Source organism: Bradyrhizobium sp. UFLA05-109, from assembly GCF_054185165.1.
In genome coordinates this window covers 40,737-63,726 of sequence record NZ_JBBIAR010000012.1, presented here as the reverse complement: position 1 = coordinate 63,726, position 22,990 = coordinate 40,737, and the positions used below count along the sequence as shown (strand labels likewise).

The 22,990-nt window shown below is 62.2% G+C and carries 19 protein-coding genes and 1 tRNA gene; 9 read left to right on the top strand and 11 right to left on the bottom strand.

Annotated elements, in window-relative coordinates; translation table 11 throughout:
- Positions 1–131: 131 nt before the first annotated feature.
- Entirely contained in the window at positions 132–329 is a 198-nt protein-coding gene (locus Q3C01_RS11005) for a hypothetical protein (RefSeq protein WP_458145344.1), read from the bottom strand.
- 998 nt (positions 330–1,327) lie between these two features.
- On the opposite strand from Q3C01_RS11005, the gene Q3C01_RS11000 reads away from it, so the two are divergent.
- Together Q3C01_RS11000 and Q3C01_RS10995 are read left to right on the top strand one after the other, a co-directional pair.
- A complete protein-coding gene (locus tag Q3C01_RS11000; RefSeq protein ID WP_458145343.1) occupies positions 1,328–1,951 on the top strand; it encodes a hypothetical protein in 624 nt (207 codons plus the stop codon).
- A gap of 329 nt (positions 1,952–2,280) precedes the next feature.
- Positions 2,281–2,625, top strand: coding sequence for a YciI family protein (locus Q3C01_RS10995; RefSeq protein WP_458145342.1), 345 nt, complete (start codon positions 2,281–2,283; stop codon positions 2,623–2,625).
- Positions 2,626–3,113: 488 nt separating this feature from the next.
- On the opposite strand, the gene Q3C01_RS10990 is transcribed toward Q3C01_RS10995, so the two are convergent.
- Complete coding sequence (locus Q3C01_RS10990) at positions 3,114–3,326, bottom strand: hypothetical protein (protein ID WP_458145341.1); 213 nt, start codon at positions 3,324–3,326, stop codon at positions 3,114–3,116.
- A 115-nt stretch (positions 3,327–3,441) separates the two neighbouring features.
- Here Q3C01_RS10990 and Q3C01_RS10985 point away from each other — a divergent pair, with 115 nt between their 5' ends.
- Positions 3,442–3,711: a hypothetical protein gene (locus Q3C01_RS10985; RefSeq protein ID WP_458145340.1), complete on the top strand. Its 270-nt coding sequence runs from the start codon at positions 3,442–3,444 to the stop codon at positions 3,709–3,711.
- Positions 3,712–4,262: 551 nt separating this feature from the next.
- Here Q3C01_RS10985 and Q3C01_RS10980 read toward each other — a convergent pair.
- Positions 4,263–4,616 carry a hypothetical protein gene (locus Q3C01_RS10980; protein WP_458145339.1) on the bottom strand — a complete coding sequence of 118 codons (354 nt, stop codon included), beginning with the start codon at positions 4,614–4,616 and terminating at the stop codon, positions 4,263–4,265.
- 228 nt (positions 4,617–4,844) lie between these two features.
- Between Q3C01_RS10980 and Q3C01_RS10975 the strand changes: the two genes are divergently transcribed.
- Positions 4,845–5,330, top strand: a complete 486-nt coding sequence (locus Q3C01_RS10975) for a cupin domain-containing protein (protein ID WP_458145338.1) — start codon at positions 4,845–4,847, stop codon at positions 5,328–5,330.
- An 858-nt stretch (positions 5,331–6,188) separates the two neighbouring features.
- Complete coding sequence (locus tag Q3C01_RS10970; RefSeq protein ID WP_458145337.1) at positions 6,189–6,410, top strand: helix-turn-helix domain-containing protein; 222 nt, start codon at positions 6,189–6,191, stop codon at positions 6,408–6,410.
- Positions 6,411–6,628: 218 nt separating this feature from the next.
- On the opposite strand, the gene Q3C01_RS10965 is transcribed toward Q3C01_RS10970, so the two are convergent.
- From Q3C01_RS10965 to Q3C01_RS10955, 3 genes are all read right to left on the bottom strand, one after another.
- Positions 6,629–6,704 (bottom strand) — tRNA-Lys (locus Q3C01_RS10965).
- 328 nt (positions 6,705–7,032) lie between these two features.
- Positions 7,033–9,702 carry a glycosyltransferase gene (locus Q3C01_RS10960; RefSeq protein ID WP_458145336.1) on the bottom strand — a complete coding sequence of 890 codons (2,670 nt, stop codon included), beginning with the start codon at positions 9,700–9,702 and terminating at the stop codon, positions 7,033–7,035.
- A gap of 229 nt (positions 9,703–9,931) precedes the next feature.
- A complete protein-coding gene (locus tag Q3C01_RS10955) occupies positions 9,932–10,510 on the bottom strand; it encodes a beta-1-3, beta-1-6-glucan biosynthesis protein (protein ID WP_458145443.1) in 579 nt (192 codons plus the stop codon).
- 337 nt (positions 10,511–10,847) lie between these two features.
- On the opposite strand from Q3C01_RS10955, the gene Q3C01_RS10950 reads away from it, so the two are divergent.
- Positions 10,848–12,407, top strand: coding sequence for a glycoside hydrolase family 17 protein (locus tag Q3C01_RS10950; RefSeq protein WP_458145335.1), 1,560 nt, complete (start codon positions 10,848–10,850; stop codon positions 12,405–12,407).
- On the opposite strand, the gene Q3C01_RS10945 is transcribed toward Q3C01_RS10950, so the two are convergent.
- Positions 12,367–12,747 (bottom strand): hypothetical protein, encoded by a 381-nt coding sequence (locus Q3C01_RS10945; RefSeq protein ID WP_458145334.1) that lies wholly within the window; start codon positions 12,745–12,747, stop codon positions 12,367–12,369. The two genes, Q3C01_RS10950 and Q3C01_RS10945, sit on opposite strands and share 41 nt — an antisense overlap.
- A gap of 97 nt (positions 12,748–12,844) precedes the next feature.
- Complete coding sequence (locus Q3C01_RS10940; RefSeq protein ID WP_458145333.1) at positions 12,845–14,266, bottom strand: hypothetical protein; 1,422 nt, start codon at positions 14,264–14,266, stop codon at positions 12,845–12,847.
- A gap of 183 nt (positions 14,267–14,449) precedes the next feature.
- Here Q3C01_RS10940 and glmU point away from each other — a divergent pair, with 183 nt between their 5' ends.
- Positions 14,450–15,802 carry a bifunctional UDP-N-acetylglucosamine diphosphorylase/glucosamine-1-phosphate N-acetyltransferase GlmU gene (glmU, locus tag Q3C01_RS10935; RefSeq protein WP_458145332.1) on the top strand — a complete coding sequence of 451 codons (1,353 nt, stop codon included), beginning with the start codon at positions 14,450–14,452 and terminating at the stop codon, positions 15,800–15,802.
- Between the two features lie 9 nt (positions 15,803–15,811).
- Here the strand turns inward: glmU and Q3C01_RS10930 are convergent, their stop codons facing one another.
- The 3 genes from Q3C01_RS10930 to Q3C01_RS10920 all read right to left on the bottom strand — a co-directional run bounded on the left by Q3C01_RS10930 (position 15,812) and on the right by Q3C01_RS10920 (position 20,046).
- Complete coding sequence (locus Q3C01_RS10930) at positions 15,812–17,395, bottom strand: metallophosphoesterase (RefSeq protein WP_458145331.1); 1,584 nt, start codon at positions 17,393–17,395, stop codon at positions 15,812–15,814.
- A gap of 15 nt (positions 17,396–17,410) precedes the next feature.
- On the bottom strand, positions 17,411–18,955 hold the full coding sequence (locus tag Q3C01_RS10925; RefSeq protein WP_458145330.1) for a hypothetical protein: 1,545 nt from the start codon (positions 18,953–18,955) through the stop codon (positions 17,411–17,413).
- Positions 18,956–19,827: 872 nt separating this feature from the next.
- Positions 19,828–20,046, bottom strand: a complete 219-nt coding sequence (locus tag Q3C01_RS10920; RefSeq protein WP_458145329.1) for a hypothetical protein — start codon at positions 20,044–20,046, stop codon at positions 19,828–19,830.
- A gap of 219 nt (positions 20,047–20,265) precedes the next feature.
- Between Q3C01_RS10920 and glmS the strand changes: the two genes are divergently transcribed.
- Together glmS and Q3C01_RS10910 are read left to right on the top strand one after the other, a co-directional pair.
- On the top strand, positions 20,266–22,092 hold the full coding sequence (gene glmS, locus Q3C01_RS10915; protein WP_458145328.1) for a glutamine--fructose-6-phosphate transaminase (isomerizing): 1,827 nt from the start codon (positions 20,266–20,268) through the stop codon (positions 22,090–22,092).
- 101 nt (positions 22,093–22,193) lie between these two features.
- Positions 22,194–22,973, top strand: a complete 780-nt coding sequence (locus Q3C01_RS10910) for a DUF502 domain-containing protein (protein WP_458145327.1) — start codon at positions 22,194–22,196, stop codon at positions 22,971–22,973.
- The last annotated feature ends 17 nt before the right edge of the window (positions 22,974–22,990 follow it).

The window sequence follows — 22,990 nt, the reverse complement described above, 5'->3', positions numbered from 1 at the left end:
GGAAGCAGGCCATGAAGCGCCGGCGTCGATCGCAAAGGAGGCGCAACCGGCAATGGTTGTGGACACACGCTCGCATGCTAGGGCGCTGACGAAATGGAAGAGGCCGCCTCAGTTGGCGGCCTCTTTGATTCTCACGGAAGGTTGTTGTTGTTGTCTATTGTGTCCCCAAAGGAACTGTTTCCAGTAAAGATGCTGCCGGGGGCAAAGTTTTTAGCCCTGATCCCCGCAATGATCTGCGCTTCATTTGTGGGTACGGACATTCCGCCGGCGACCTGGTCGAGCTCCCCGATCGACAGTTCGGGAGTTTCGGTTCGCGCAATCTTCGTCATGTTCATTCTCCTCGCTTCGTGAGGGGATGGTCCCCGTTCAACTGATGTCGGAGGTTTAGACCGCACAGTTTATCCGTGCGGTGACCAAGGTCATACTGGTCAAGGGCGCCGGGCTTCTGTCCCGCGCTTTGCGGTGTCAAGACACGGGTGGCCGGAGCGCAAACTCCGATGTGCCCAGCATCACAGATCTGCTCGAGCCAGCCGCGCCCGATAGCCGTCTTGATCCCGGCACCTAACTCAGGACCGCTGCGCTATGTCGGAGGCTTCAGACCCGGCGAATTCAACCATCCATCGATGTCAGCGGTAACGTCAGCTTTCTGAGCCTTTCGCGAGAGGTCGTCGCGTTCGGCTCCGGGTGGCATTTGGTCTGCTTTCTCTCGCGCTAGCTGCGCCGCTCTTATCAGCCGCTCGCCCAGCGGCTTTGCCTGCTTGAACCGGCGTCGTTTTATGATGGTCCGTCCACGAAACCTGTTCCAGTTCTTAGAACTCTTGGTAGTGAACGTGGCTCCTAAGTTGTCATCTTTGGGAAGCGCTCGCATTAACCTACGGGGGCTTCCGACACGCGGAAGCGTTTACATAGGTGAATGCGCCTGTTCGTAGACCCGGCAGGATTGGGCTCCGGGTTATTTCCCGGTGGAATGGTGATGCTCAACGGTCTCGTCGGCCCCCCGTTGTCGAGACCGCTCTTTTAGGTCGAAGCTCATCGGTACCCCATAGCCGGGACCGCAGGCTTATTCCAATTGAAGTCGGGCCGGACGTCGGCGCCACGGTGGTGAGCCACTGCGCGTCGTGGTTATGGAAAAGCGCATTTCAGGGAACTGTCTGAGCTGTCGCCGATTGAATCATCCTCCGTGCGCACAAAGGAGTGCGTGTCATGCGCCTTCAGACATTCAGGGATGAGAGCCACTCCAGACACCTCGACTTGATCGGCGGAAAAGCACACCCCTGGTCAATCGATCTGGTCACGGCGACGGCTGCTGGCATCCTAGCGATCGGCTTTGCGTGCGCTCTCGTGGCGCTATGGGTTCGCTAGCGGCGCGGCCACCCGCGCAAAACCCTTCGGTTCGAAATGGACGATGGGGCGTCAATGCAAACTGTGCGAGATCGAACGTCAGAAACGAGTTGGTCCGCTCCTGAAGCCCGAAATGAGGGCCAAGGCGATCGAAGCTATGAAACGGCGCGCCACATACGTTCGGATCAGAAAGATAGTCGGCGATATGAATGCATTGTATCGGACCCGTGCACGAGATCCGGAGTTTGACGCGATTTGCAGAGACTGGGCAGCTGGGGCAAGGGAGCGGATGGGCCGGCGAACAAAAGCTAAGAACGGCTGCAAGCAATATGAATGGGTTCGCTCGCTCATTCCCAGACACATTGCTGATGAAGCAAAAGACGAAATCGTGAGCATGGTTTTCTTGGCCCATCGGCGCCGAGTCTTCAATCGCAAGCCGTTTGGCATCACGAAGACGCCGAAACGCATCAACGAGTTCGTCTCTGAGTACTTCAAGCAGAATCCGACGAAGGCATACGGCAGGGCGGATTCGCCATGGTCCCTGGACGCGCCGATCGGCCAGGATACGAGCACCCGGCTGGTCGATACCGTGTCCGAGGGGCTTTGGTAGCAACCTACCGGGGCTGACTGGTGGGCGCGTGACCTCCTGCAGCATGCTAAGAGCGAGACGATCTTTTCGCCCCCGTCGGCGGGATTAGCGGCTGCGAGGTCCGACATTGGAGGCAAGTCTCGGCCGGACCTCGCTTTTGATGCAATAGCGCTGGCTTCGATCCCCGCATCGTCTCGATAGCGTCCGATTATCGAAGGTGTGTCCGCTCTTGGTGCGAAGCAGGCATTTCGGGCAAGTGCGACGTCGCCAAGGGGCCAGAAGCGGAATACGCCAAACACCGATGATCTGAGGTAGTATGTTCTCCTAGCCGCAGATAATAGGAAGGTTACATGACGCACTACATTATCTACTTCAACCAGCAATGGGTCGGTGATCACTCCGAAGAGTGGTTTCGGTCTCGCGGACCGTTGGCTAGGGCAGTCGTAGCCGAGATGAAGGAAGCGGGCGTGCTCATCTTCGCCGCGGGAGTAGATGAAGATCTGAGCAAGGCTTTCAGTGCTGATAACATCAGCGGCGAACTGCAGTTTAGCGAAGGTCGGTATTCCAACGCCCCGGAGTATCTCGGTGGCTTCACGGTCGTTGATGTCTCCGAGCAAGAGTCGGCGAAGTTTTGGGCCGGCAAGCTCGCAATCGCTTGTGGCTGGCCGCAAGAGGTCCGGCCACTCCATGTGTGACGGCTGCAGGATGTGAGAACCTACGCTAGCCGGTGGCAGGCAGCATGACCAACGCCGTGCCTTAGCGCCGATCGGCTTCCTTGGCGGCCTTTTCGATGCACCCGACGAACCGAAGCCAAGCTGCGGTAACGGCTACCGCCGCAGTGCCTGCAATGATCGCCCCCATAACCTGTTCTCCGTCGCGCTCGATCGCCCCGTAGGGCGTTTGTCTCTGAGGTTACTCGCCCGCCGTTAAACCTGGGGCCGAGGTTTGGGCGCGATTAGGGGCATTCCGTTCACGCTTTTACAACTGATCGTGTGGGGGCTGCGGTGCGATCCGGGGTTAATTCTTTCGGTTCAACGCCCGCATGATGCCGATACGCGCAAGCAACGGCTGTCTCGGGGAAACGATTACACGCGCCAACTGGTGGAGCACTCAAAGGAACAAATCAGGCGCTCCCTGGAACTTCTCAAGCGCTCCGAGGACTCCAAAGACGAGTAAGGCTGCCTTAGTTGGTGGCCTCTGCCTTCAAGGGCCGAACGTAGGTCCCGCTCTCGTGCAGCTCGAGCCAGCGCTCGACCTCCATCTTGATCCCTGCGCCGAACTCCGGGCCGCTGGCTTTCAGCGTGTAGAGGAACGGGGCGTTGATCTTCTCGATGTGGATGCGCCCGTCCTGCACGGCTTCGATGCCCAACGGATAACACCGAGTTCGCTTTTTCACGCCGACCGCCCGTTGATCTACGTCAAGGCCAAACGACTCGTGGCCCTCAGGCTATCTTGAGCCGCACTTTTGGGCGGCTCCAGTCACGATCGCAAATGCGAAGAGGAGGAGCACCATGCATCAGCGAAACGGTCTTTCGACCAAATCAGTGACCGTTACGGGAATTGCCGCCAGCATCCTGTTGGGGATTGCGGGAGCCACTCTTATGCCGGCACCCGCCGAGGCGGTTATTTACTGCACGTATGTCGGCTATCCGGCAGGTTGTGTCGCTAGGGCCGGTGTCGTGCTTCGGCCTCGTCCGGTGGCGCGCGCTGCGGTCCGGGGTGCTACGGCGGGTCCAGGCAATTGGAATGGCGGCGTCAATCGCGTTGGAGTACGAAGATAAAGGATGTCCTGGTCACGAGCCTCGGTGCAGTCAACTCGTGACCTGCGGTAGTATTCATCCCCAATTCTGCTGCATGCGTTCCCATCCGGCTTGTGGCCCCAAGCGGCGGTTGGGGACGCCTGCTATTCCGGCGTTGTTAGCGGGACAAAGGTGTGCGGCTGAAAGCCGCGTCACCTGGCACCGCAAGTGTACGTAAGCGAACAGATAGGCGACCCCGCGTCGGCTAAGATGCGTTGTTTGGCTGGTCCAAGGCCAAGCACCTCCAAAGGCCCCGGCCCCACTCAGCCCCCTAATCGCCAGGGCCGGGGCCGGCTTTATCCGTGAATGTCAGCTTTGATCAGCCGCACATCCGCACGGCATTATTTGATGCCGGCGCCGAACTCGTCGCCGCTAACCTTCGGTGTGTAGAAACGGAGTAGCGCCTTGATTCACGCGCAACACGTAGAAGCGCTGGTGGAGCGGCTCAGATGCTCGACGGCCGCAGGCCCCAGCCGAAGGGGGAAGGGCTAGGGCCATTGGCGCTCCGCGCGCTGCCTCCGGCTCTGCTTCTCCTAGCCGCCGGGCCGTTTTAAGCGGCGAGCGGCTCTTTGGTCTTTCTTCTCTGCGGGAGTATCCATCTCCAAAAACCATTGCAAAAAGCACGGAGCAGCTTGCCCTTTTTCCGAGAGCCGCTGCAGATCAGCAGCGATGTCTCTAGTTACAACGCGCGACCATCCCTCGGTGGTGTTGAAACAGACGATCCGCAGCGGAGGGCTATACCGGCCCTCCAAGAGGTCGCAGATCAATGTTTCGTAATTATCCTCATCGTCGTACCAGCCGCGCCCTGCCCAAGACCCGGAGGCGTCCAGCACGACGTAGGTATCGTGATCTAAATCTCGCGGCGTGATGGATGACGAGCGAGGCATGCAAAAAACTCCCGCTGCGGAAATGGAAGCGGTGACTGTTACACTGCACCGCGGGGCTGTGCAGAGGGACTGCCTTGCAATTCAGGGTTACTTCAGTCGGGTGTGCGGCAACGTGGCATCTCATAGTTGCCTGCGGAATGTACGTATGATGTGCAAAGCAATCCGCAGTTTTGTCTCCCTGAGATGCTTTTTAAGCGTGCAACCTTGTTCGATCTTTAGAGGTGACCAGTGACGCTCGCGCTTATTGAAACGGGCCGTTCCAACGTGGATCTCAAGCTGTCACCGATCGAGCCATCCTGGATCATTGAAAGCAATCCTGAAGCGCGCTCGACCGTGTTGTCGACCAGCGCATGTGGCACCGCCAAGACCATGATCTGGTCGTGCACCGAAGGCAAATTCGACTGGTACTACGATCTCGACGAGACCATCATGATCCTTGAAGGATCGGTCGTACTCGAGACCGAGGGCATGCCCCCGAAACGCTATGGCGTCGGCGACGTGATCTTTTTTCGCAAGGGTGCGCACGCAAAATGGCATGTCGAGGGCTATGTGAAGAAGATCGCCTTCTTGCGCTATACCACTCCGATCGGATTCGGGTTTGCAATCCGCGCCGTCAACAGGTTCAAGCGCATGTTCCCCGACGGGCGTCGCTCCGCGCGCTCGAACGACTCGATGCTTGGACGAAACCCGCAGGACGGCGTGATCTCCGCTTGAGGGTGCATCAACGTAATAGGGGGGAGTTTCCGCCACTCGTAGCCAACGCAGTCGCCCGCCCAAATCTTGGTGCCCTCCAATTTGCAACCCGTCGGACTTCGGCTTTAACGTGAGCTGCGGGCCTTTTAGCAGCTCTTGGTGGAGCAAACACGCTAGTGCATAAAGCAGTGCGGTAAGTCCGATACTGGGCTATTTTGCCCTTCGCCTTCGCGACAACCGGCGGATAACTGCCTAGATCGCGCCCGCCATCACACAGATTGCATAAGCAATCACAAATGAATCGCGCACGCGACATGATTGAGTTGACCCACAGGGCTTGCACCTCGTGGGCAGGCTTGCGCATGCAGGCATGAAAGCGCCGACGTCGGCACCCCGCAAATTGTCAATTCCTAGGGGGGCAGAACGGCGGCGAGCTACTGCGCGTCGTGGGTGTTGAAGAGGCCCCAACTGAAACGGCCTTACTGTTGGCGTCTGCGCTCAGCCCGAGCATCGAAAAAGATGATCACGGCGAATGTGGCGCCTACAGCTAGGACGCCGATACAGACCGTAATCAACAACACCTCCACCGTGGCCGGATCAGTATTTCTACCGACGTCGGGTGCGGGCAACTCACGAATGATGGCAAGACGAAACACAAAATCGACCGCGTGAAGCTGTCACGGGGGGCGGTCAGGTCGTCGCCGTGTACGCTTGGCGACCGGGGCATCTGTCGGCCCACCCCCGCCGGTTCACGCTGGCGGCCTTACTTTGCGGATACGGCCTGAGCCGCGCGCGCCGACATGGGATCGTTGCCTGCGGATTGAAATTATCTGATCATGCTCCGTCACGATGTGCAGCTCGTGCCCAGGTGCAACGGCCATGAACGAAACGCCGTTAAGTCCTCGCGAAAAGCAATTCTTGAGACGCTTGGCGGCCGGCAAGACCGACAAGGAAATCGCCGTTCAGCTCGGGGGCACAGTCAAGCAGGTTTCGGAGCAGCGTGCCCGTTTGCTGAATAAGCTACAGATCAGTTCTGAGGCGGACATCGCCGATGCAGCGAAGCGGCTGGCGGCGTTGACTACCTATAGGGGGCAAACCTAGTAGCCGGTGACCACGGCAGCCCAGTGCCAACAATTCACCGACGGGCTCTTAACGCGGGAGTCGCTGCCGGAGTCTGATCTGCGGCCATGGGGCGGGATCAGAAAGCAAGCGATCATGGCGAAAATGCTATTTGCGCTGCTTACCTCGCGCTTACCGGAGTAAAATATTGGCGCGAACAACGTCGCCGTCGGAACGAAAAATGTTCTTTGTTTTCAATGTGGTGAGCGCGCTGGGGCTCGAACCCAGGACCCCGTGATTAAAAGTCACGTGCTCTACCGGCTGAGCTACGCGCTCCCATGGCCGATTGATGGCTTCGCGGATCGGTCGCCATCACCTTCGGACATTCGAGAAGCATGTCTTGCCGCAACGTAAACGCGCGTCGCGGGGAAAACCGGCAGGCTGTTTCCGGATCATGCTTTCGGCCCGCGCTGTGTAGGGTGAGCGGCCGCTGAGGTCAATAGTGGGCGCAGTCGCCGAAGATCGCGGCAGGCGCGGGGATTTTCGCGCCCATTCCGTGATTTAGGCCGGAATGTTCGACCCACCGACGAGCGTCGTCCACCTCAAAGAGCGGATGACTTCCAATCCAGGGGTCCTCGACCGCAGGCCGAACTGCTGCGCCCGGTCAGTTCGCCTCGCGGCGGACCTCGCTGGCGACCTGCTGCGAGGAACCGGCGGGGCTCGGCAGCGCGACAGGGCGCAGGCCGATCAGCTCGGCGGCGCGCACGGCGCTGTCGCGCCAGAACTGGAAGGAGTTGATGCGGCTGAGCTCGAGTATGGCGATCGCGACCGCGGCCAGGAACGGCAGGCTTTGCAGCACCAGGACGCCGGCGAAGATGTAGATCTCGGTGATCTGCCGGAAGCTGTTGGAGGCGACGAGCACGCCGGCGCCAATCAGCAGCAGGGCGCCGATCACAGCTTCCCAGAATGCCTGGAACTCGATCGACATCCGCGACAGGCCGCCCTTGGAGGTGCGGGCGAAGGCGAGATGCTCGGTAATCAGACCTTGGGCGACCGCACGCGACACCGTCCACTGCACGCTCATTGCCGCGATCATGGCGCCCAGCATCTGGCCGGGCTTCACCGCAACGCGCAGGCGATACATCGACAGGAAGTGCGCGAGCGAGACGACGAAGGCGGCGATGATCGGCAGCGTCAGGATCTTGTCGGGGATCGCAATGTCGGCGAAGGCGACGATCGGTACCCAGACGAGGTTGAGAAGGGCAACGACGACGCCGAGGCTTTCCGCGCCCAGCCAGTTCAGCCAGCCGAGGCCATATTCGCGCTTCTGGTCCTGTGTCAGCCGGCTTGCGCCGGGCAGGAAGCGCCGCCAGTGTTTCTTCACGATCTGGAAGCCGCCATAGGCCCAGCGGTGGCGCTGCTTCTTGAAGGCCTCGTAAGTGTCGGGCAACAGGCCCTGGCCGTAGCGATGGCGGGTGTAGTGTGTGGTCCAGCCAAGCTCCTGGATTGCAAGGCCGAGATCGCTGTCTTCGCAGATGGTGTCGCTCGACCAGCCGCCGGCCATGTCCATCGCGGCGCGACGGATCAGGCACATCGTGCCGTGCACGATGACGGCATTGAACTCATTGCGCTGGACCATGCCGATGTCGAAGAAGCCGGCATATTCGCCGTTCATGATGTAGTGCATGATCGACAAATCTTCGTCGCGGTGGTCCTGCGGCGCCTGCACGAGGCCGACGCGCGGATCGGCGAAGGCCGGCACGAGATCCTTCAACCAGTCGGGATCGACGACATAGTCGGCGTCGAGAATGCCGATGATCTCGGCGTCCGCTGCGGTGCGGTCCATGGCGATGCGCAGCGCGCCGGCCTTGAAACCCTGCACCTTCTCGGCGTTGATGAACTTGAAACGTTCGCCGAGCGCGCGGCAATGATCCTGAATCGGCTGCCAGAAGGCGGGATCGGGCGTGTTGTTGATGATGACCACACACTCGTAGTTCGGGTAGTTCAGCCGCGCCAGTGCATCGAGCGTTTGCTTGAGCATGTCGACCGGCTCGTAATAGGCGGGGATGTGGATCGAGACCTTCGGGAAGTAGTTCTCGGGCACGCCTTCGACCGGCTTGTCCTTGGCGAGCAGCCGGCGCGGCGGCCGGCCGAAGGCGACCGCGGCGATCTCCTCGATCCGCGCCATCGCGATGAGAACCAGCGGAACGAGCAGGATCATGCCGAGCGTCAGCGCGAAGGCCGAGCCGAACAGGAAATAGTGCCCGGCCCAATAAGCGAACACGGTCGCGACCCAGGCGCCAACGCCGTTCGCGGTCGCCGACAGCAGGAACGCCTGCCTGGGGGTGGGCTGCTCCAGCCGCAGGATCGGCAGGGACAGCAGGATGCCGACCAGCAGTGCGATGGTCATCAGCTTCCAGTAGTCGGGGTTCTCGACCGGGCCGGTCCACGAAAACTTCGGCTCGCGGTTGGCATTGAGGATGCCCCAATACGGACCTACGCCGCCTTCGAAGAACTTCCAGGGCTGATCGATCGCCTCGACGATGTTGTATTCCATGCCGAGGGCTTCGGCGCGGCTGACGAAGTTGCGCAACGTCAGCGCCTGCTGGAACGGACCGGGATCGGCGTTGCGCAAATTGTAGCCCGCGCTCGGCCAGCCGAATTCGGCGATCACGATGCGCTTGCCGGGGAACAGGTTACGCAGCAGGTTGTAGCGGTCGACGGCCTGATCCACCGCCTGGTCCGAGCGGAAATTTTCCCAATAGGGCAGCACGTGAGCGGCGATGAAGTCGACGTTGGAGGCAAGGTCCGGATTGTCGCGCCAGATGTTCCAGATCTCGCCGGTCGTGACGGGCACGCGAACCGCGCTCCTGACCTTCTTGATCATGTCGATCAAGTCTTCGACCTTCTGCTCGCCGCGATAGATCACCTCGTTGCCGACGACGACGCCGATTACGTTGCTGTTCTTGCGGGCGAGGTTGATGGCAGCCTCGATCTCGCGCTGGTTACGCTCGTCGTTCTTGTCGATCCAGGCGCCGACCATGACCTTGAGGCCGAACTCCGCGGCGATCGGCGGCACCAGCTCTACGCCGCCCGTGGACGAGTACAGGCGGATGGCGCGCGTCATCGTCGACAACGTCTTCAGATCGGCGCGGATTTTCTCGATGGTTGGAATGTTGTCGATGTCGGGATGGGCCGATCCCTCGAACGGCGCATAGGACACGCTCGGCAACAGGCCCTTGAAGTCGGGTGCGGGCTCCTTGTCACGCAGAACTCCCCACAGCCCGGCGTGAAGCGCGGACACGAGCAACAGAACGGCGACGATGGCACGCATCGCGGCTAAACCAATCGGGGCTGAGATGGCAGGGAAGCGGATCCGACCCCGAGATCCGACCGAGTCCGCGGCAAACGGAACATACCTCTGCCACGCGTTTTCACAACTGTCATGACGCCGTGTCGTTTAGCGGCATGGCCTTTTGAGGGCACCGACGATGTGAAAGCACGAGCAGTGCCAATCGCCGGTATCGCCCATCGTTCCTGAACGGCGGGTGAAGTGATCGCGGCTATTTTGGCGGGGCGGCGGGCGAGGGGCTCGCGGCAGGCGCGGGGCTTGCAGTCGGCTGCGGCGAAGTGCCGGTCGTCGGCGCGGGCGGCTGGGACGCTGCGGCCGCGGCCTGCTGCGGCTGCGCCGCCGGATTGATCCAGCAGGCGTGCACGCGGCTGTCCAGGGTTTCGGCGACCTTGGGATCGATCTGGCCGCCGAAGCGGGTCAGGCAGCGGAACGCCGCCTGGATGTGGCCGCCGGGGCAGCCGAAGCGGTCGTAGAGATCGAGATGGCGGAAGGCGGTATCGAGGTCATCCCGCCACATCAGCCGCACCACGCGGCGGCCGAGCCAGACGCATTCGGGGTTTCCAGCCGGGCCGTTGATGGCCTGGGCCGCCTCGGCGAATTCGTCGGTCCGGCGCTGGTTCTGGTTGGCGTCCTTGGCGGCATCGGCTGGCGTTGTCGCGGCCGCCTTGCCTTGATCCTGGGGAGCTCCGCTCTGGCCGAGCGCGCTTGACAGGCCGAGCAGAACGACAAGGGAGGGGACGGCAACATGCCGCAGGACCGCGTTCGTCAACTCAAGCACCCGTCGCCGCATAAATTCCCCGATCTCTCTGGCCGCCCGCGGGAGAACGCCATGGACGCGCGGTGTGATGCCGTCCAAATGGGTCTCCAATGCGGCGGAAAAGTCCCGTTGAAATGCCATGACTGGTATTTCGAATTTTGTCCAGCAAAGTCACCATGCTATGCGCCGGTCGAAGAGCCGCAGGCGAAAGGGGCGGGATGGCAGGTGCAATTGCCGCTTGTCGGCATCGGCCCCCCTTGGCAGACGGCCTGCAAGCAGGTAATCGACGGACCCTTCGCGGAGGACGGAACTGATTACTCTTCGTACGCCACTGGCGCTCTTGCTCTTATCGTTGGGTGCGATTGCTGCCGTGTGGTGGTGGCTGGCCACGCCGATCACGCTGGCGCGCGCGCCTATTGATCCCAGTTCCAAGCTGCAATGCGTCTCCTACGCGCCGTTCCGTGGCGACCAGACGCCGCTCGACCCCTCGACCCATATCGGGGCCGACCAGATCGAGCAGGATCTGCGACAGCTCAAGGACATCACCGACTGCGTTCGCACCTATTCGATCGAGAATGGGCTTGATCAGGTGCCTGCGATCGCCACCAAGGTCGGCGGGCTGAAGGTGATCCAGGGCATCTGGCTCGGCAGCAACCGCTCCAAGAACTTCTCCCAGGTCGCGACCGCAGTCCGCCTGAGCAAGGAATTCCCCGACACCGTCACCTCGCTCGTGGTCGGCAATGAGGTGCTGCTGCGCGGCGAGATGACCACGGCCGATCTCGTGGCCATCATCCGTTCGGTGAAGGCTCAGGTTGCCGTTCCCGTGACTTATGCCGATGTCTGGGAATACTGGCTCAGGAATCGCGAGGTTTACGACGCCGTCGACTTCGTCACGATCCACATCCTGCCCTATTGGGAGGATTTTCCGATCCGCGCCAAGTTCGCCGCCGCCCATCTCGAGCAGATCCGCCAGCGCATGGCGGTCGCCTTTCCCGGCAAGGAGATCCTGATCGGCGAGACCGGGTGGCCGAGCGAGGGGCGGATGCGCGAAGGCGCGCTGCCCTCGCGCACCAATCAGGCGCGCGTTGTGTCGGAGATCCTGACCCTCGCCAAGGCGCAGGGCTTTCGCGTCAACCTGATCGAGGCCTATGACCAGCCCTGGAAGCGTCAAATCGAAGGCACCGTCGGCGGCTATTGGGGGTTTATCGATTCCGTCCGCCGCCAGCTTAAGTATCCGCCAGGCGAGCCGATCAGCAATTTCCCGTACTGGAAATGGTACATGGGCGCCGGCATGGCGGTCAGCATGCTGGTGTTCGCAGTCGCAGGCCTGACGTTGCGCCGTCGGCCCTGGACGCCGCGCTTCTCGGCATGGCTCGGCGTCGGCATTTCCGCGACGTCAGCCGGCGTGCTGTTCGGAATCGCTTTCGACAAGATGTACTACGAGAGCTACGGATGGGGCGGCTGGCTGCAATGGGGCGCGCTGCTTGCCGCCGGCGTGCTGTCGCCGATCTTCTGCGCGCAGGCGCTGGTGTCTGGACGGGGACTGCCGACCTTCCTCGATATCCTTGGTCCACGCGAGGAACGCAAATGGTCGAAGCTCACCGCGGCGCTCGGGCTGACGCTTGCGGTGACCGCGGTGATCGCAACCGAAACCGCGCTCGGCTTCGTGTTCGATCCGCGCTACCGCGATTTTCCGTTCGCCTCGCTGACCATGGCGGTGGTGCCGTTTGCGCTTCTGATGCTGAACCGCCCGCAGACCGGCTTGCGTCCGATCGCGGAGTCGGTCTTTGCCGGCCTCTTGGCGCTATCGGCGGCCTACGTGCTGATCAACGAGGGGCGCGACAATTGGCAGTCGCTGTGGACCTGCGCAATGTACCTGCTATTGGCGTTCACGCTGTGGCGGGCGCGGGCCGCGCAAAGCCCAGAATAAGCAGCGCGATCGCGATCCCCGACAACACGATGTTGTAGAGCACGATGCCGAGGCCTGCGGCGATCACGCCCAGCGTCAGCAGCACGATCGAGGGCCGCATCAGGTTCAACGTCGCGATTACCAGCGCGACGATGCCGAACACCGAGTTCTTGAACAGCACGGTCGCGGTCGCGCGCGCCTTGCACATCACGGTCTGCAGGCCGGCGTCGCAGGCGAGCGAGACTTGCGAGAACTCGATCGCGAGATAGCGCAAATAGAGCGCATAGCCGACGGTGATGAAGCCGACCACGAGCAGGAACTGCACCTGGTAGGGCGTGAGGCGGAACGGTTTCTTCTTCATGGGGCCAATATGGTCGGGAAGGTGGATGCGGGCAACAGGCAAGGCGGAGGCCGTGTGAATTTGCCTCAGAGTCTCGCGGTAACGGGCTGATCTAACTTCAGTTTTTGTTTCTGCTGAAGAACGAGGATATGGTCGATGTGGCCGTCGCCTCTTGCTTGGGCGGCGGTGCGGCCGCTGCCGGCGGGGGTGGCGGCGGCTCCTCGCGCTTGGTGCGCTTGGAAGAGTAGCTCCGTCGGTGTTGCGGCTTCTCCGGCTTGGCGGTGGCCGGCGCTGTATCGGCTTGCGGCGCAGCCTGCGGCACCGGGTCCTGGCCACCGCGCATAGACAGGCGCTGGCCGTCGAACACGCTAGTCTCGCAGGCCCGTTCGTTTTCAGTCAAACCGGCGCAGATCTTGGCAGCGGCGGCCGCATTCACCAGCGGACCGGCACCGAGGTGGAGCTGCATGCCCGCGCCGGTCTTGCTCTCCTTGATCATGATGATCGGCCGGAGGTTGGCAATCTCCGGGTTGGACTTGATCAGGCCCTGCCACAGCGTGCGCAGCCCACCGATCGAGCTGGCGCTGCCGAGATCGACTGCGAACCGGGTCTGCTGCACGGTGATAGCCGGTGCCGGCGCTTCGCTCTCAGCGGCTTCGGGCTCGGCAGCCGGAGCCGCGACCTCGGCTGGGGACGCCGCGTCGGACTTTGGCTTCTCGGTCTTTTCCGTCTTCTCTGTCTTGTCGGCCTTGTCAGCCTTCTCCGATTTGTCTGCCGTTTCCGGCTGGACCAGCTTGGATGCGGCGGGATCGGGCGGTGCCATCAGCGATTTGGACGCAACCAGCGGCATGGGCGGTCCGGCAGACAGTGTCGAGGATTGCGGAACGAGCGATGCTGCCGCGGCGGTCTGGGGCGACGGAGCGGCCTGCTGCTTGGCCTGTTCCTTGACCTGATCCTTGCTCTGTTCCTTGTTCAGTTCCCTGGCCGGCTCTTTGGCGGCGTCCACGCGCGGCTTGTCGCCCGCCACAGGCGTCGAGGCGACCGGCGCGACGTTCGGCGCGGCGGGCGAAGGCAAGGGTGTCGGCTGCGCGGTGGATGCCGCTGCGTCCTGCGGCTTTGACGCGGATGCCTGCGGGGACGTGGCCGGCGCGGCATTCTGCTTTGCGATTGCACCGGTGACGGAATCGAGCCCTTGCTCCAAAGCCGTGACGCGCGAATAGAGCCGGTCGCGATCGGTGTTGAGCGTCTCGATCGCGGAGGCCAGCCTGCGGGCTTCGCTCTGGCTCTCCCTTGTCAGCAACTGGAGCCGGTCGGCCTGGCGCGTGAGATCGGCGGCTGCGACCTGGTCGCGCCGCCACCCGAGCTGCGCCTGACTAGCCATGACTGCGATCACCACGGCGCCGACCGCCCCGACGCCCCACGAGCCGAGCCGCCACATCATGCGGCGATCGAACTCGTTCTCCTCGGCCAGGAGTCCGGCGAGAAGACCGCCGGATTCCTTGGTCTCGAAGACGCCGGCCAATGGGTCGGAATCCTTTGCCATGCTTGTTAAGCGCCCAGCCCGTCGAGCTTCCCCGAATCAATCATGGAACATTAACAGGAAAAGCGGGATGCACTTGAATTCCCGGCGTTTGCGGGGGGAGCAAAACGCCTCTATGACAACGCTTAAGGCAGCTCGCTCCGATCAGAGGCGACTCGGCCGGCACTGGAATCACTGGGGAGATCGATGACCGCCCGCTCCAGCCTCACCATCGTACTCGCCGCCGGCGAAGGCACGCGCATGCGATCGAGCCTGCCCAAAGTGTTGCATCCGGTGGCGGGCCAGTCACTGCTCGCCCATGTGCTCGCGGCCGCGCCGAAAGGAACCGGCACGTCGCTCGCGGTGGTGATCGGGCCCGACCACGGAGCCGTTGCGGACGAAGCGCGGCGAATCCGGCCCGACACGCTCACCTTCGTGCAGGCCGAGCGGCTCGGCACCGCGCATGCGGTGCTGGCGGCGCGCGAGGCGATCGCGCGCGGTGCAGATGATCTTCTGATCGCGTTCGGCGACACGCCGCTGATTTCGGCCGAAACGTTCGAACGGCTGCGCGTGCCGCTCGCGAGCGGCGCAGCACTTGCCGCGCTCGGCTTTCGTGCCGCCGATCCGACGGGCTACGGCCGATTCATTGTCGAAGGCGACCGCCTGGTTGCGATCCGCGAGCACGCGGATGCGACCGCCGAAGAGCGCAAGATCACGCTGTGCAACGCCGGCGTGATGGCGCTGGATGGGCGCCGCGCGCTGGCGATCCTCGACCAGATCGGCAATGCCAACTCCAAGGGCGAATATTATCTGACGGACGCAGTCGGCGTTATCAGCGACAAGGGATGGGAGGCCGTGGTGATCGAGACCAGCGAAGACGAGGTGCGCGGCATCAACACCAAGGCGCAGCTTGCGGAAGCAGAGAGCGTGATGCAGGCGCGGCTGCGGAGAGCGGCGATGGACGCCGGCGTCACGCTGATTGCGCCGGAAACCGTCTATCTCGCCGCCGACACGACGTTCGGCAAGGACGTGACGATCGAGCCCTTCGTGGTGATCGGCCCCGGCGTGTCGATCGCCGACGGAACGGTGATCCACTCCTTCTCGCATATTGTGGAGAGTTCGCTCGGCAAGAACGTCTCCATCGGACCCTATGCACGCCTGCGGCCAGGCACCTCGCTCGGCGACGGCGCGCGCATCGGCAATTTCGTGGAGACCAAGGCCGCAACGCTGGAAGCCGGCGTTAAAGTCAACCATCTCTCCTACATTGGCGATGCGACCATCGGTGCCAGCTCCAACATCGGCGCCGGCACGATCACCTGCAACTACGACGGCTTCAAGAAGCACAAGACGCTGATCGGGAAGGGCGCCTTCGTCGGCTCCAACTCCTCGCTGGTCGCCCCCGTCAAAATCGGCAACGGCGCCTATATCGGCTCAGGTTCGGTCATCACGAAAGACGTGCCCGACGATGCGATGGCGCTGGAACGCAATCAGCAGACCATCCGCGAAGGTGGCGCTACGCGCTATCGCGAGATGAAGATGGGTAAGAAGACGGAGAGCTGACTCGGGCGCCTATTTGCATTGTCGGTCGCTGTGCAGGACGAATTGCCCGGGACCTTGCTCGTCCATGAACCAGGCTCGAACCTTGGGAGCGGCGCTCTCGTCGCTCATGGTGATTACGCCATAGCAGGCTGGCAATTGCTCCAGCCGCATGGTGTGGAGAGCTTCCTGCGGCGATTTGCCGTCCAGTCGGCTCCGAAAGCCCTCCTCGTCGATTAGCCGCTGGAAAGCTCCCGTATTGGCAATGGTGACGCTGAAGAGATCGTTGAGTGCGATCGATCGTGCATCCTCATACTGGTGGGTGTGACCGTAGATGAAGTAGCGGATCGCGCGGAATTGCTTCTGACGATTTCTCAGATGACGGGCGAGGATCTTGTCCTTGGCGTCGAGCGCGTACAGCACCGCAGAGCCAAGTTGCGCTTCGATACAGTACTTCTGGTTCCTGTCCGCGCCGAGATCGCAGAGGTGGAGCACGGCCTCATCCGGCAGTTGCGATGCATCATGCGCCATTTGCGCGAGTTGAGCCTTGGTCGCCCTGGCCTCGGCACTGTCGCCGGAAATCTGGCCGCGCAACGGGTCGTCGGCGTTCAGCGCATTGAGGAACAGATCCGCTCCCAGATCGCGCGCGTAACGGATATTCCACTCAGGCTTTCTGTCTGGAGGCGCGCCAAGCATGATCGCCGCCTGTTTCGAAGATGCATCCCAGAGATTGAAGAGAATGAAGCGAGCCGAGTCGGCGGCGGTCCCGAGCCGCCCGCGTTCGGCCGCCCTGATGCTCACGCCGACCGACTCCGGCATCAGATTGTCGATGATCTCGTAGCTGTGCTCTTCCTCGTTGAACAGCTTTTGCACGAAGAGTTCGCCCCAGGGGCGCACGACGTAATCGATGCCGTTGATCTTCTCGACGATATCAGGCCAGTTGTCGTATCCGTTGACGTCCAGTCCGATCTGGTGGCCGTGTTCGGCAACAACCTTTCCTGCCGGAGAGCTCCAGATGCCGCTGGTCACGAGTTCGATCCGACCACTGTCCGCATGAAGAGCTGCGCCGATCGGTCGCCAGACCTGTTCGTAGCGCAGCGTCGAGTCATGGTTGCCCGGGATAAGATGCAGGCGATTCTCTCCACGTTCGGCGAACGCGCGCAGGAGCGCGAGTTCTTCGTCGTGCGCCTTGGCAACGATCCCGGAAAGCTTTCCCATTTCCTCGAGCGTGCAGCCGAAATTGGCGCCCATTCCAGTGCATGTAATGTCCGGCGGCGGCTGCCAGAGCTCCAGAAAATCCCCGACGATCACGAGATCGACCTTCTCGTGACCTTCCGTCGACAGTGCCTTCAGGAAGCCCTCGAGAGCGCGAGGCCATCGGAAGTCCTCGGTCGGATCCCAGGACCCGTCGGCTTTCTTGCCAATCCCGAAGTGAAGGTCGCTGATGAAGGCGAGGTAGCGTCCTTCGGGGGACGGCGCTTGATAGGCCGCGGTCGCGACGGCGGCGCTGTCCGTTTGTGCCGTCGTTTGAGTCTGGCTGGACGCGAAGGCGACGCTTCCCAGCCAAAATGCAAGGGCAAGGCCGGATCCCCAAATGCTACTATTTCTGGTCATCATGAGCGGCCACCTGACTTAGGGTTTATCGCAGAGCGGCGTGTTGGGATTTCCCAACAGCACGTATTCCAGGCCCATCTCGCGAAAGTTCCGTTTGGCGTCCTCTTCCAGCCGGTGGGCGGTCCTCGCAATGGCCGCAGCGAAGAGGTCGCCAACGGTTGGCTTGGCGCCTTTACGAACGTCCTCGATGGCTTGCGGAAACTCCAGCGCAAGCCGCGTGCCATAGGTTGCAGGGACGGGAAATGGTGAAGCGATCAGCGTGTCCACGCCGCGCTCGTTGAATCGTTGCACGAAGGTGGTGTCGTAACTCGCCGTAGCGACGGAGCAGGCGGCAAAGACTGCGACACTGCCGCCTGGAAAGCGGCGGGTGACGTTTTGACGAATGACGCGCTGCGCCTCGTCGTCGAACCAGAGATTGCCGTTGCCGTGATGCGCCAGCAACACGAAGCCCTGTCCAGGTTGGTCACCGACCGGGCTGGCATCGGAGAGATAGGCTTTCAGACCGGCGACGTCATGAACCCAGTTCTTCCCGGAAGCGTCGGGCGGCCACAATTGGCTGATGTCCTCGTTGTCCCTGTCCAGCTCAGGCGGCACTCCAAAGGTCCAGTCGCCAACGCAAGCCTTGGAGTTTGCCGCGTAGCTTTCGCGTGGCAGGGGCTGCATGACCGTGATGGGCTGGGTCAGGACCGCTCCGTTGCCGGCCGCCCCCAGAATGCCGAGCGGGAGGAATACGCTTCGGTTCTGGCCGGATTTGGCATCGGAGACCACGCGCACCACGACAACCGGACGGCTTGGGGACTGCGCGACGAGTTCCTGGAAGGCAGCCTTGGCCTGAGCCGCTTCGTCCTCATATGCGTCGCCTTGCCCGCTGAAGAGGATGTCGGCAAGCTCCTTGGCCGCGCCAATGTACGCGCCGCTCGATCCGCCGCTTGTCTGTGCAGCGTCCCTTGCGCGCTGAATCAGCAGAGGCAGTCGGTGCGGGTCCGACACGTAGTTTGCGATGCTCTCACCCGTCTGCCAGGCAAAGATCGACTTCTTGCGGTTCGCTCGCCCATCGACAAACACGACGAAGCTGCCGGCGGGCGTATCGAAAATATGGAAAGCGGCCGACGCGAACCTTGACGAGTTGGTCTCTTCCAGCTCGAGCGAAATACGAAGCAGTTGGTCGAGCCCGCTGTATTGTTGCAGCCTCTGCCCCGACGCCTCGGACTGGCAGGCTGGAGAAGGATCACCCGGTTTGGCCGTCGCCACCCATCGGACGAGATGATCTAGGGGGAAACCGCTCTCGTTCAGAATGGCGAGGACGATGGCGAAGCAGCCCGCGGCTTCGGTATGAAACTTGAAGCGCATCGCGCCGGCCGCTGCCCTGGCCGAGAACGTCGGCAAGGTCGTAGCCCCGGCCGCATAGCGCTTCTCCTCCTCTGTGTTCGGACTACGGATCCGCTCCAGATCAGCCTCAAGAGGGAGATCGACTTGGTTGGGCGCGTCGAAGCGCAAGCCGGTTCCCTCGGACAGCAGAGGCTTGATTTTGAGTTGGAGCGTCTTCCACTTGGGATCGGCCAATATCTCGCTGATGGCGGGATCGACGAACGTGCTGCGGACGGCCGCGGCGCGGAGGTCTGCATAGTTGAAAGCGGAGATGTCGAGCGCAAACGTGTAGGTGTTGCCGACCGTCAGCGTCTCGGGGGCAAGCTCATCCTGGTATTCAAACCAGCTGTTCCAATAGGCCGACAGTTTCCGAAGTGGCTCAGAGACCGGTGTCGCCGATGGCGAAGGAGTCGGCGTCGCCGATGGCAAAGGACTAGGTGTCGGAGGGGGGCCGGCGGTCTGCCCACTTGATGGCTCCGAGCTTGGAAGATCGATCGACACCTGTGTCGGTAACAGCAGATGCAGATACCAAGCAAATACAGACAGTATCGACGTCGCAGCCAGAACGGCGAAAACGGGGGGAGCAGGAGCGAAGCCTCGCGCTTCGCTAGGTAAAGCAGCGCTAATGCCGCCAACCAGAATGCGTCGATCAAGAGCAGCCAGATGAACAGGACCCGCATTAGATACAGGACAATGAAATGCGGCGTTCCGCGGAATTCGATGATACCGAAGTAAATGAGCCCGATGACCGCGAAAGCCGCAAGATTGAAGGCAAGCAGCAATCCCAACTGAAATGTGCGCTTGCTCTGGTCGCGATGACGAGATTCCGGTTCGGGAAGAGATGCTTGTGTCATCTTCCGCCTCAACCAGTTGAAGTAAGAATAAATCAATAATTGCGACTATGCCGCAACTTAAGGATGAAGCAAGGGGAATTCGCCGCCCCGGAGACAATTTCGGCAGGCTCCAGCATAGGCCCGGGGGCGCAGCCGGCCGTCCGTCAGACCGTGAGGGGGCGCCGCGCGCGATCGCGAGATCAAGACGGAAAAGCAGGCGAAAGCCGGCCCGCGCTATTCGTCCTCGGCGAATTCCGAGAAGATCGCACGGGTCAGGCGCCAGCCGCGCGGCTTGGCGCGCTTCGCCGGCTCGCCGGTCGGATGCTTGACGAAGACCGGCTTGCTCTCCTTGCCGCGCTGGGGCGGCGGCCAATGCGCCAGATGCGTGCCCGCGGTCTCGCTCGCGCGCAAGTAAATCGACGACAGACCCTTGCGGTCGGATGAGCCTCTCATGGCGTTATCTCCTGCGCCGGAATCGTTGGCCAAACTTGTTGACAGCAAGTTAATGCGCGGGGTTAAAGGCCAGCCAATTCGCGGCACGTTAGGGCTACCGCCATTTGGTGCTGTCGCAATCCGCAATAATTCTTGAGTATCTGGTTCCTTGCGAGTTTCGATAAAAACCGATCGCGTCGTTTTGGCGATTTTTCGACGATTTGGGGGATATTGATCCGCATGTGCGGGATTGTCGGCATTCTCGGGCGCGAACCGGTTGCAGAGCAATTGGTGGATTCGCTCAAGCGGCTTGAATATCGGGGCTACGACTCCGCGGGTGTTGCCACGCTCGAAGGCGATCACCTGCAGCGGCGGCGCGCCGAGGGCAAGCTGAAGAACCTCGAGGCCCGGCTGCGTGACGAGCCGCTGAACGGGACGACCGGGATCGGCCACACCCGCTGGGCCACCCATGGCAAGCCGACCGAGCACAATGCCCATCCGCACGCCACCGAGCGCGTCGCGGTGGTCCATAACGGGATCATCGAGAATTTCCGCGAGCTGCGCGAGGAACTCGAAGCGAAGGGCACGGTGTTCCGCACCGAGACTGACACCGAGATCGTGCTGCATCTGGTCGACCATCTGCTCACGCGCGGCAACAAGCCGATCGAGGCGGTGAAGCTCGCCTTGAGCCGCCTGCGCGGCGCGTTCGCGCTCGGCTTCATTTTCGCGGGCGAGGGCGACCTGATGATCGGCGCTCGCAACGGTCCGCCGCTCGCGATCGGCTATGGCGATGGCGAGATGTTCCTGGGCTCGGACGCGATCGCGCTCGGCCCGTTCACCGATACGATCAGCTATCTCGAGGACGGCGACTGGGTCGTGCTGACCCGCAGCAGCGTTGCTATCTTCGACAAGGACGGCCGTGCCGTCCAGCGCGACAAGATCAAGCATGCGGCCTCGACCTCGCTTGTCGACAAGGCCAACTACCGCCATTTCATGGCGAAGGAAATACACGAGCAGCCCGAGGTCGTCGGCCACACGCTGGCCCGCTATATCGACATGGCATCCGAGCGCGTGTCGCTGCCGGTGAAGCTGCCGTTCGACTTCCGCGACATCCAGCGTGTCACCATCACAGCCTGCGGCACGGCGAGCTACGCCGGCTACGTCGCAAAGTACTGGTTTGAGCGCATGGCGCGCCTGCCGGTCGAGGTCGACGTCGCCTCCGAGTTCCGCTACCGCGAGGCGCCCTTGCGCAAGGGCGATCTGGCGATCTTCATTTCTCAATCGGGCGAGACGGCCGATACGCTCGCTGCGCTGCGCTACGCCAAGGCTGAAGGCGCGCACACGCTCGCCGTCGTCAACGTGCCGACCTCGACGATCGCGCGCGAGAGTGAGACAGTGCTCCAGACGCTCGCCGGTCCCGAGATCGGCGTCGCGTCCACAAAAGCCTTCACCTGCCAGCTCATGGTGCTCGCCTCGCTCGCGGTCGCGGCCGGCAAGGCGCGCGGCGAATTATCCGAGGAGGAGGAGACCGGGCTCGTGCATGGCCTGGTCGAGGTCCCGCGCCTGATGGCGGACGCGCTCACCACCGAGCTGCAGATCGAGAAGCTCGCGCACCGGATCGCCAAGTCGCGCGACGTGCTCTATCTCGGCCGCGGCACCAGCTTCCCGCTCGCGCTCGAAGGTGCCCTGAAGCTGAAGGAGATCTCCTACATCCACGCCGAGGGCTACGCCGCCGGCGAGCTCAAGCACGGGCCGATCGCGCTGATCGACGAGACCGTGCCGGTCGTGGTGATCGCGCCCCACGATCGCGTGTTCGAGAAGACCGTTTCCAACATGCAGGAGGTCGCTGCCCGTGGCGGCAACATCATCCTGATGACGGATGCCAAGGGCGCAGCGGAGGCGACGGTGGATTCGCTCGTCACAATCGTCATGCCCGACATGGCGCCTGCGTTCACGCCAATGGTGTATGCCGTTCCCGTGCAACTTTTAGCCTACCACACGGCGGTCGTGATGGGCACTGACGTCGACCAGCCGCGCAATCTCGCCAAGTCGGTGACCGTCGAATAGGCAGGGATGGGCTCAGGACAAGAGCGGGTGCGGTCGCTTTGCACCTTCAAAAATCTGCTAGAAGACCCTAGCTAGAGTGCTGCGACCGACTTGGAACCCGAATGACCGCCCGTGACGACGCGTCCCCGCCTGTGCCTGCCGAAGACCTGCCGCCGGAGCCGCATACCGGCCTGATGGGCCGATTCCGCAATTATTTTCTGACCGGCCTCGTCGTTACGGGACCGATCGCGATCACCCTTTATCTGGTCTGGTGGTTCGTCACCTGGGTCGACGGGGTGGTGCGGCCGTTCGTGCCGCTGGCCTATCGGCCGGAAACTTATCTGCCGTACGGCGTTCCCGGTTGGGGACTGATTGTCGCATTTTTCACGCTGACGCTGGTCGGCTTCCTGGCAGCCAATTTGATCGGCCGGACCTTGGTCGATGTCGGCGAGACCTTCCTCGGCCGCATCCCGGCCGTGCGCGCCATCTACCGCGGCCTGAAGCAGGTGTTCGAGACGCTGTTCTCGGGCAAGGGGTCGAGCTTCCGGAAAGTCGGGCTGGTCGAGTTTCCCTCGCCGGGCATGTGGTCGATCGTGCTGATCTCGCAATCGCCGAGCGAGGACATCGCCCGCAGCCTCCCGGGACAGGAGGAGCATGTCTCGGTGTTCCTGCCGTGCTCGCCGAACCCGACAACCGGCTTCTTCTTCTATGTACCCAAGAGCAAAATCATCGAGGTTGAGCTGAGCGCGGAAGACGCTGCGACTCTGATCATGTCGGCGGGCGTGGTGCAGCCGGGATCGAGCCCCGATCCAAAGAAGATCGCCGCCCTTGCGGGTGTGGTGAACGCCGCCCGCATCGCCAATGCCGCGGCCGTCCACCCCGAGCCCGCCAAGGTGGAGTGAGCGTCCGTCATTCCACC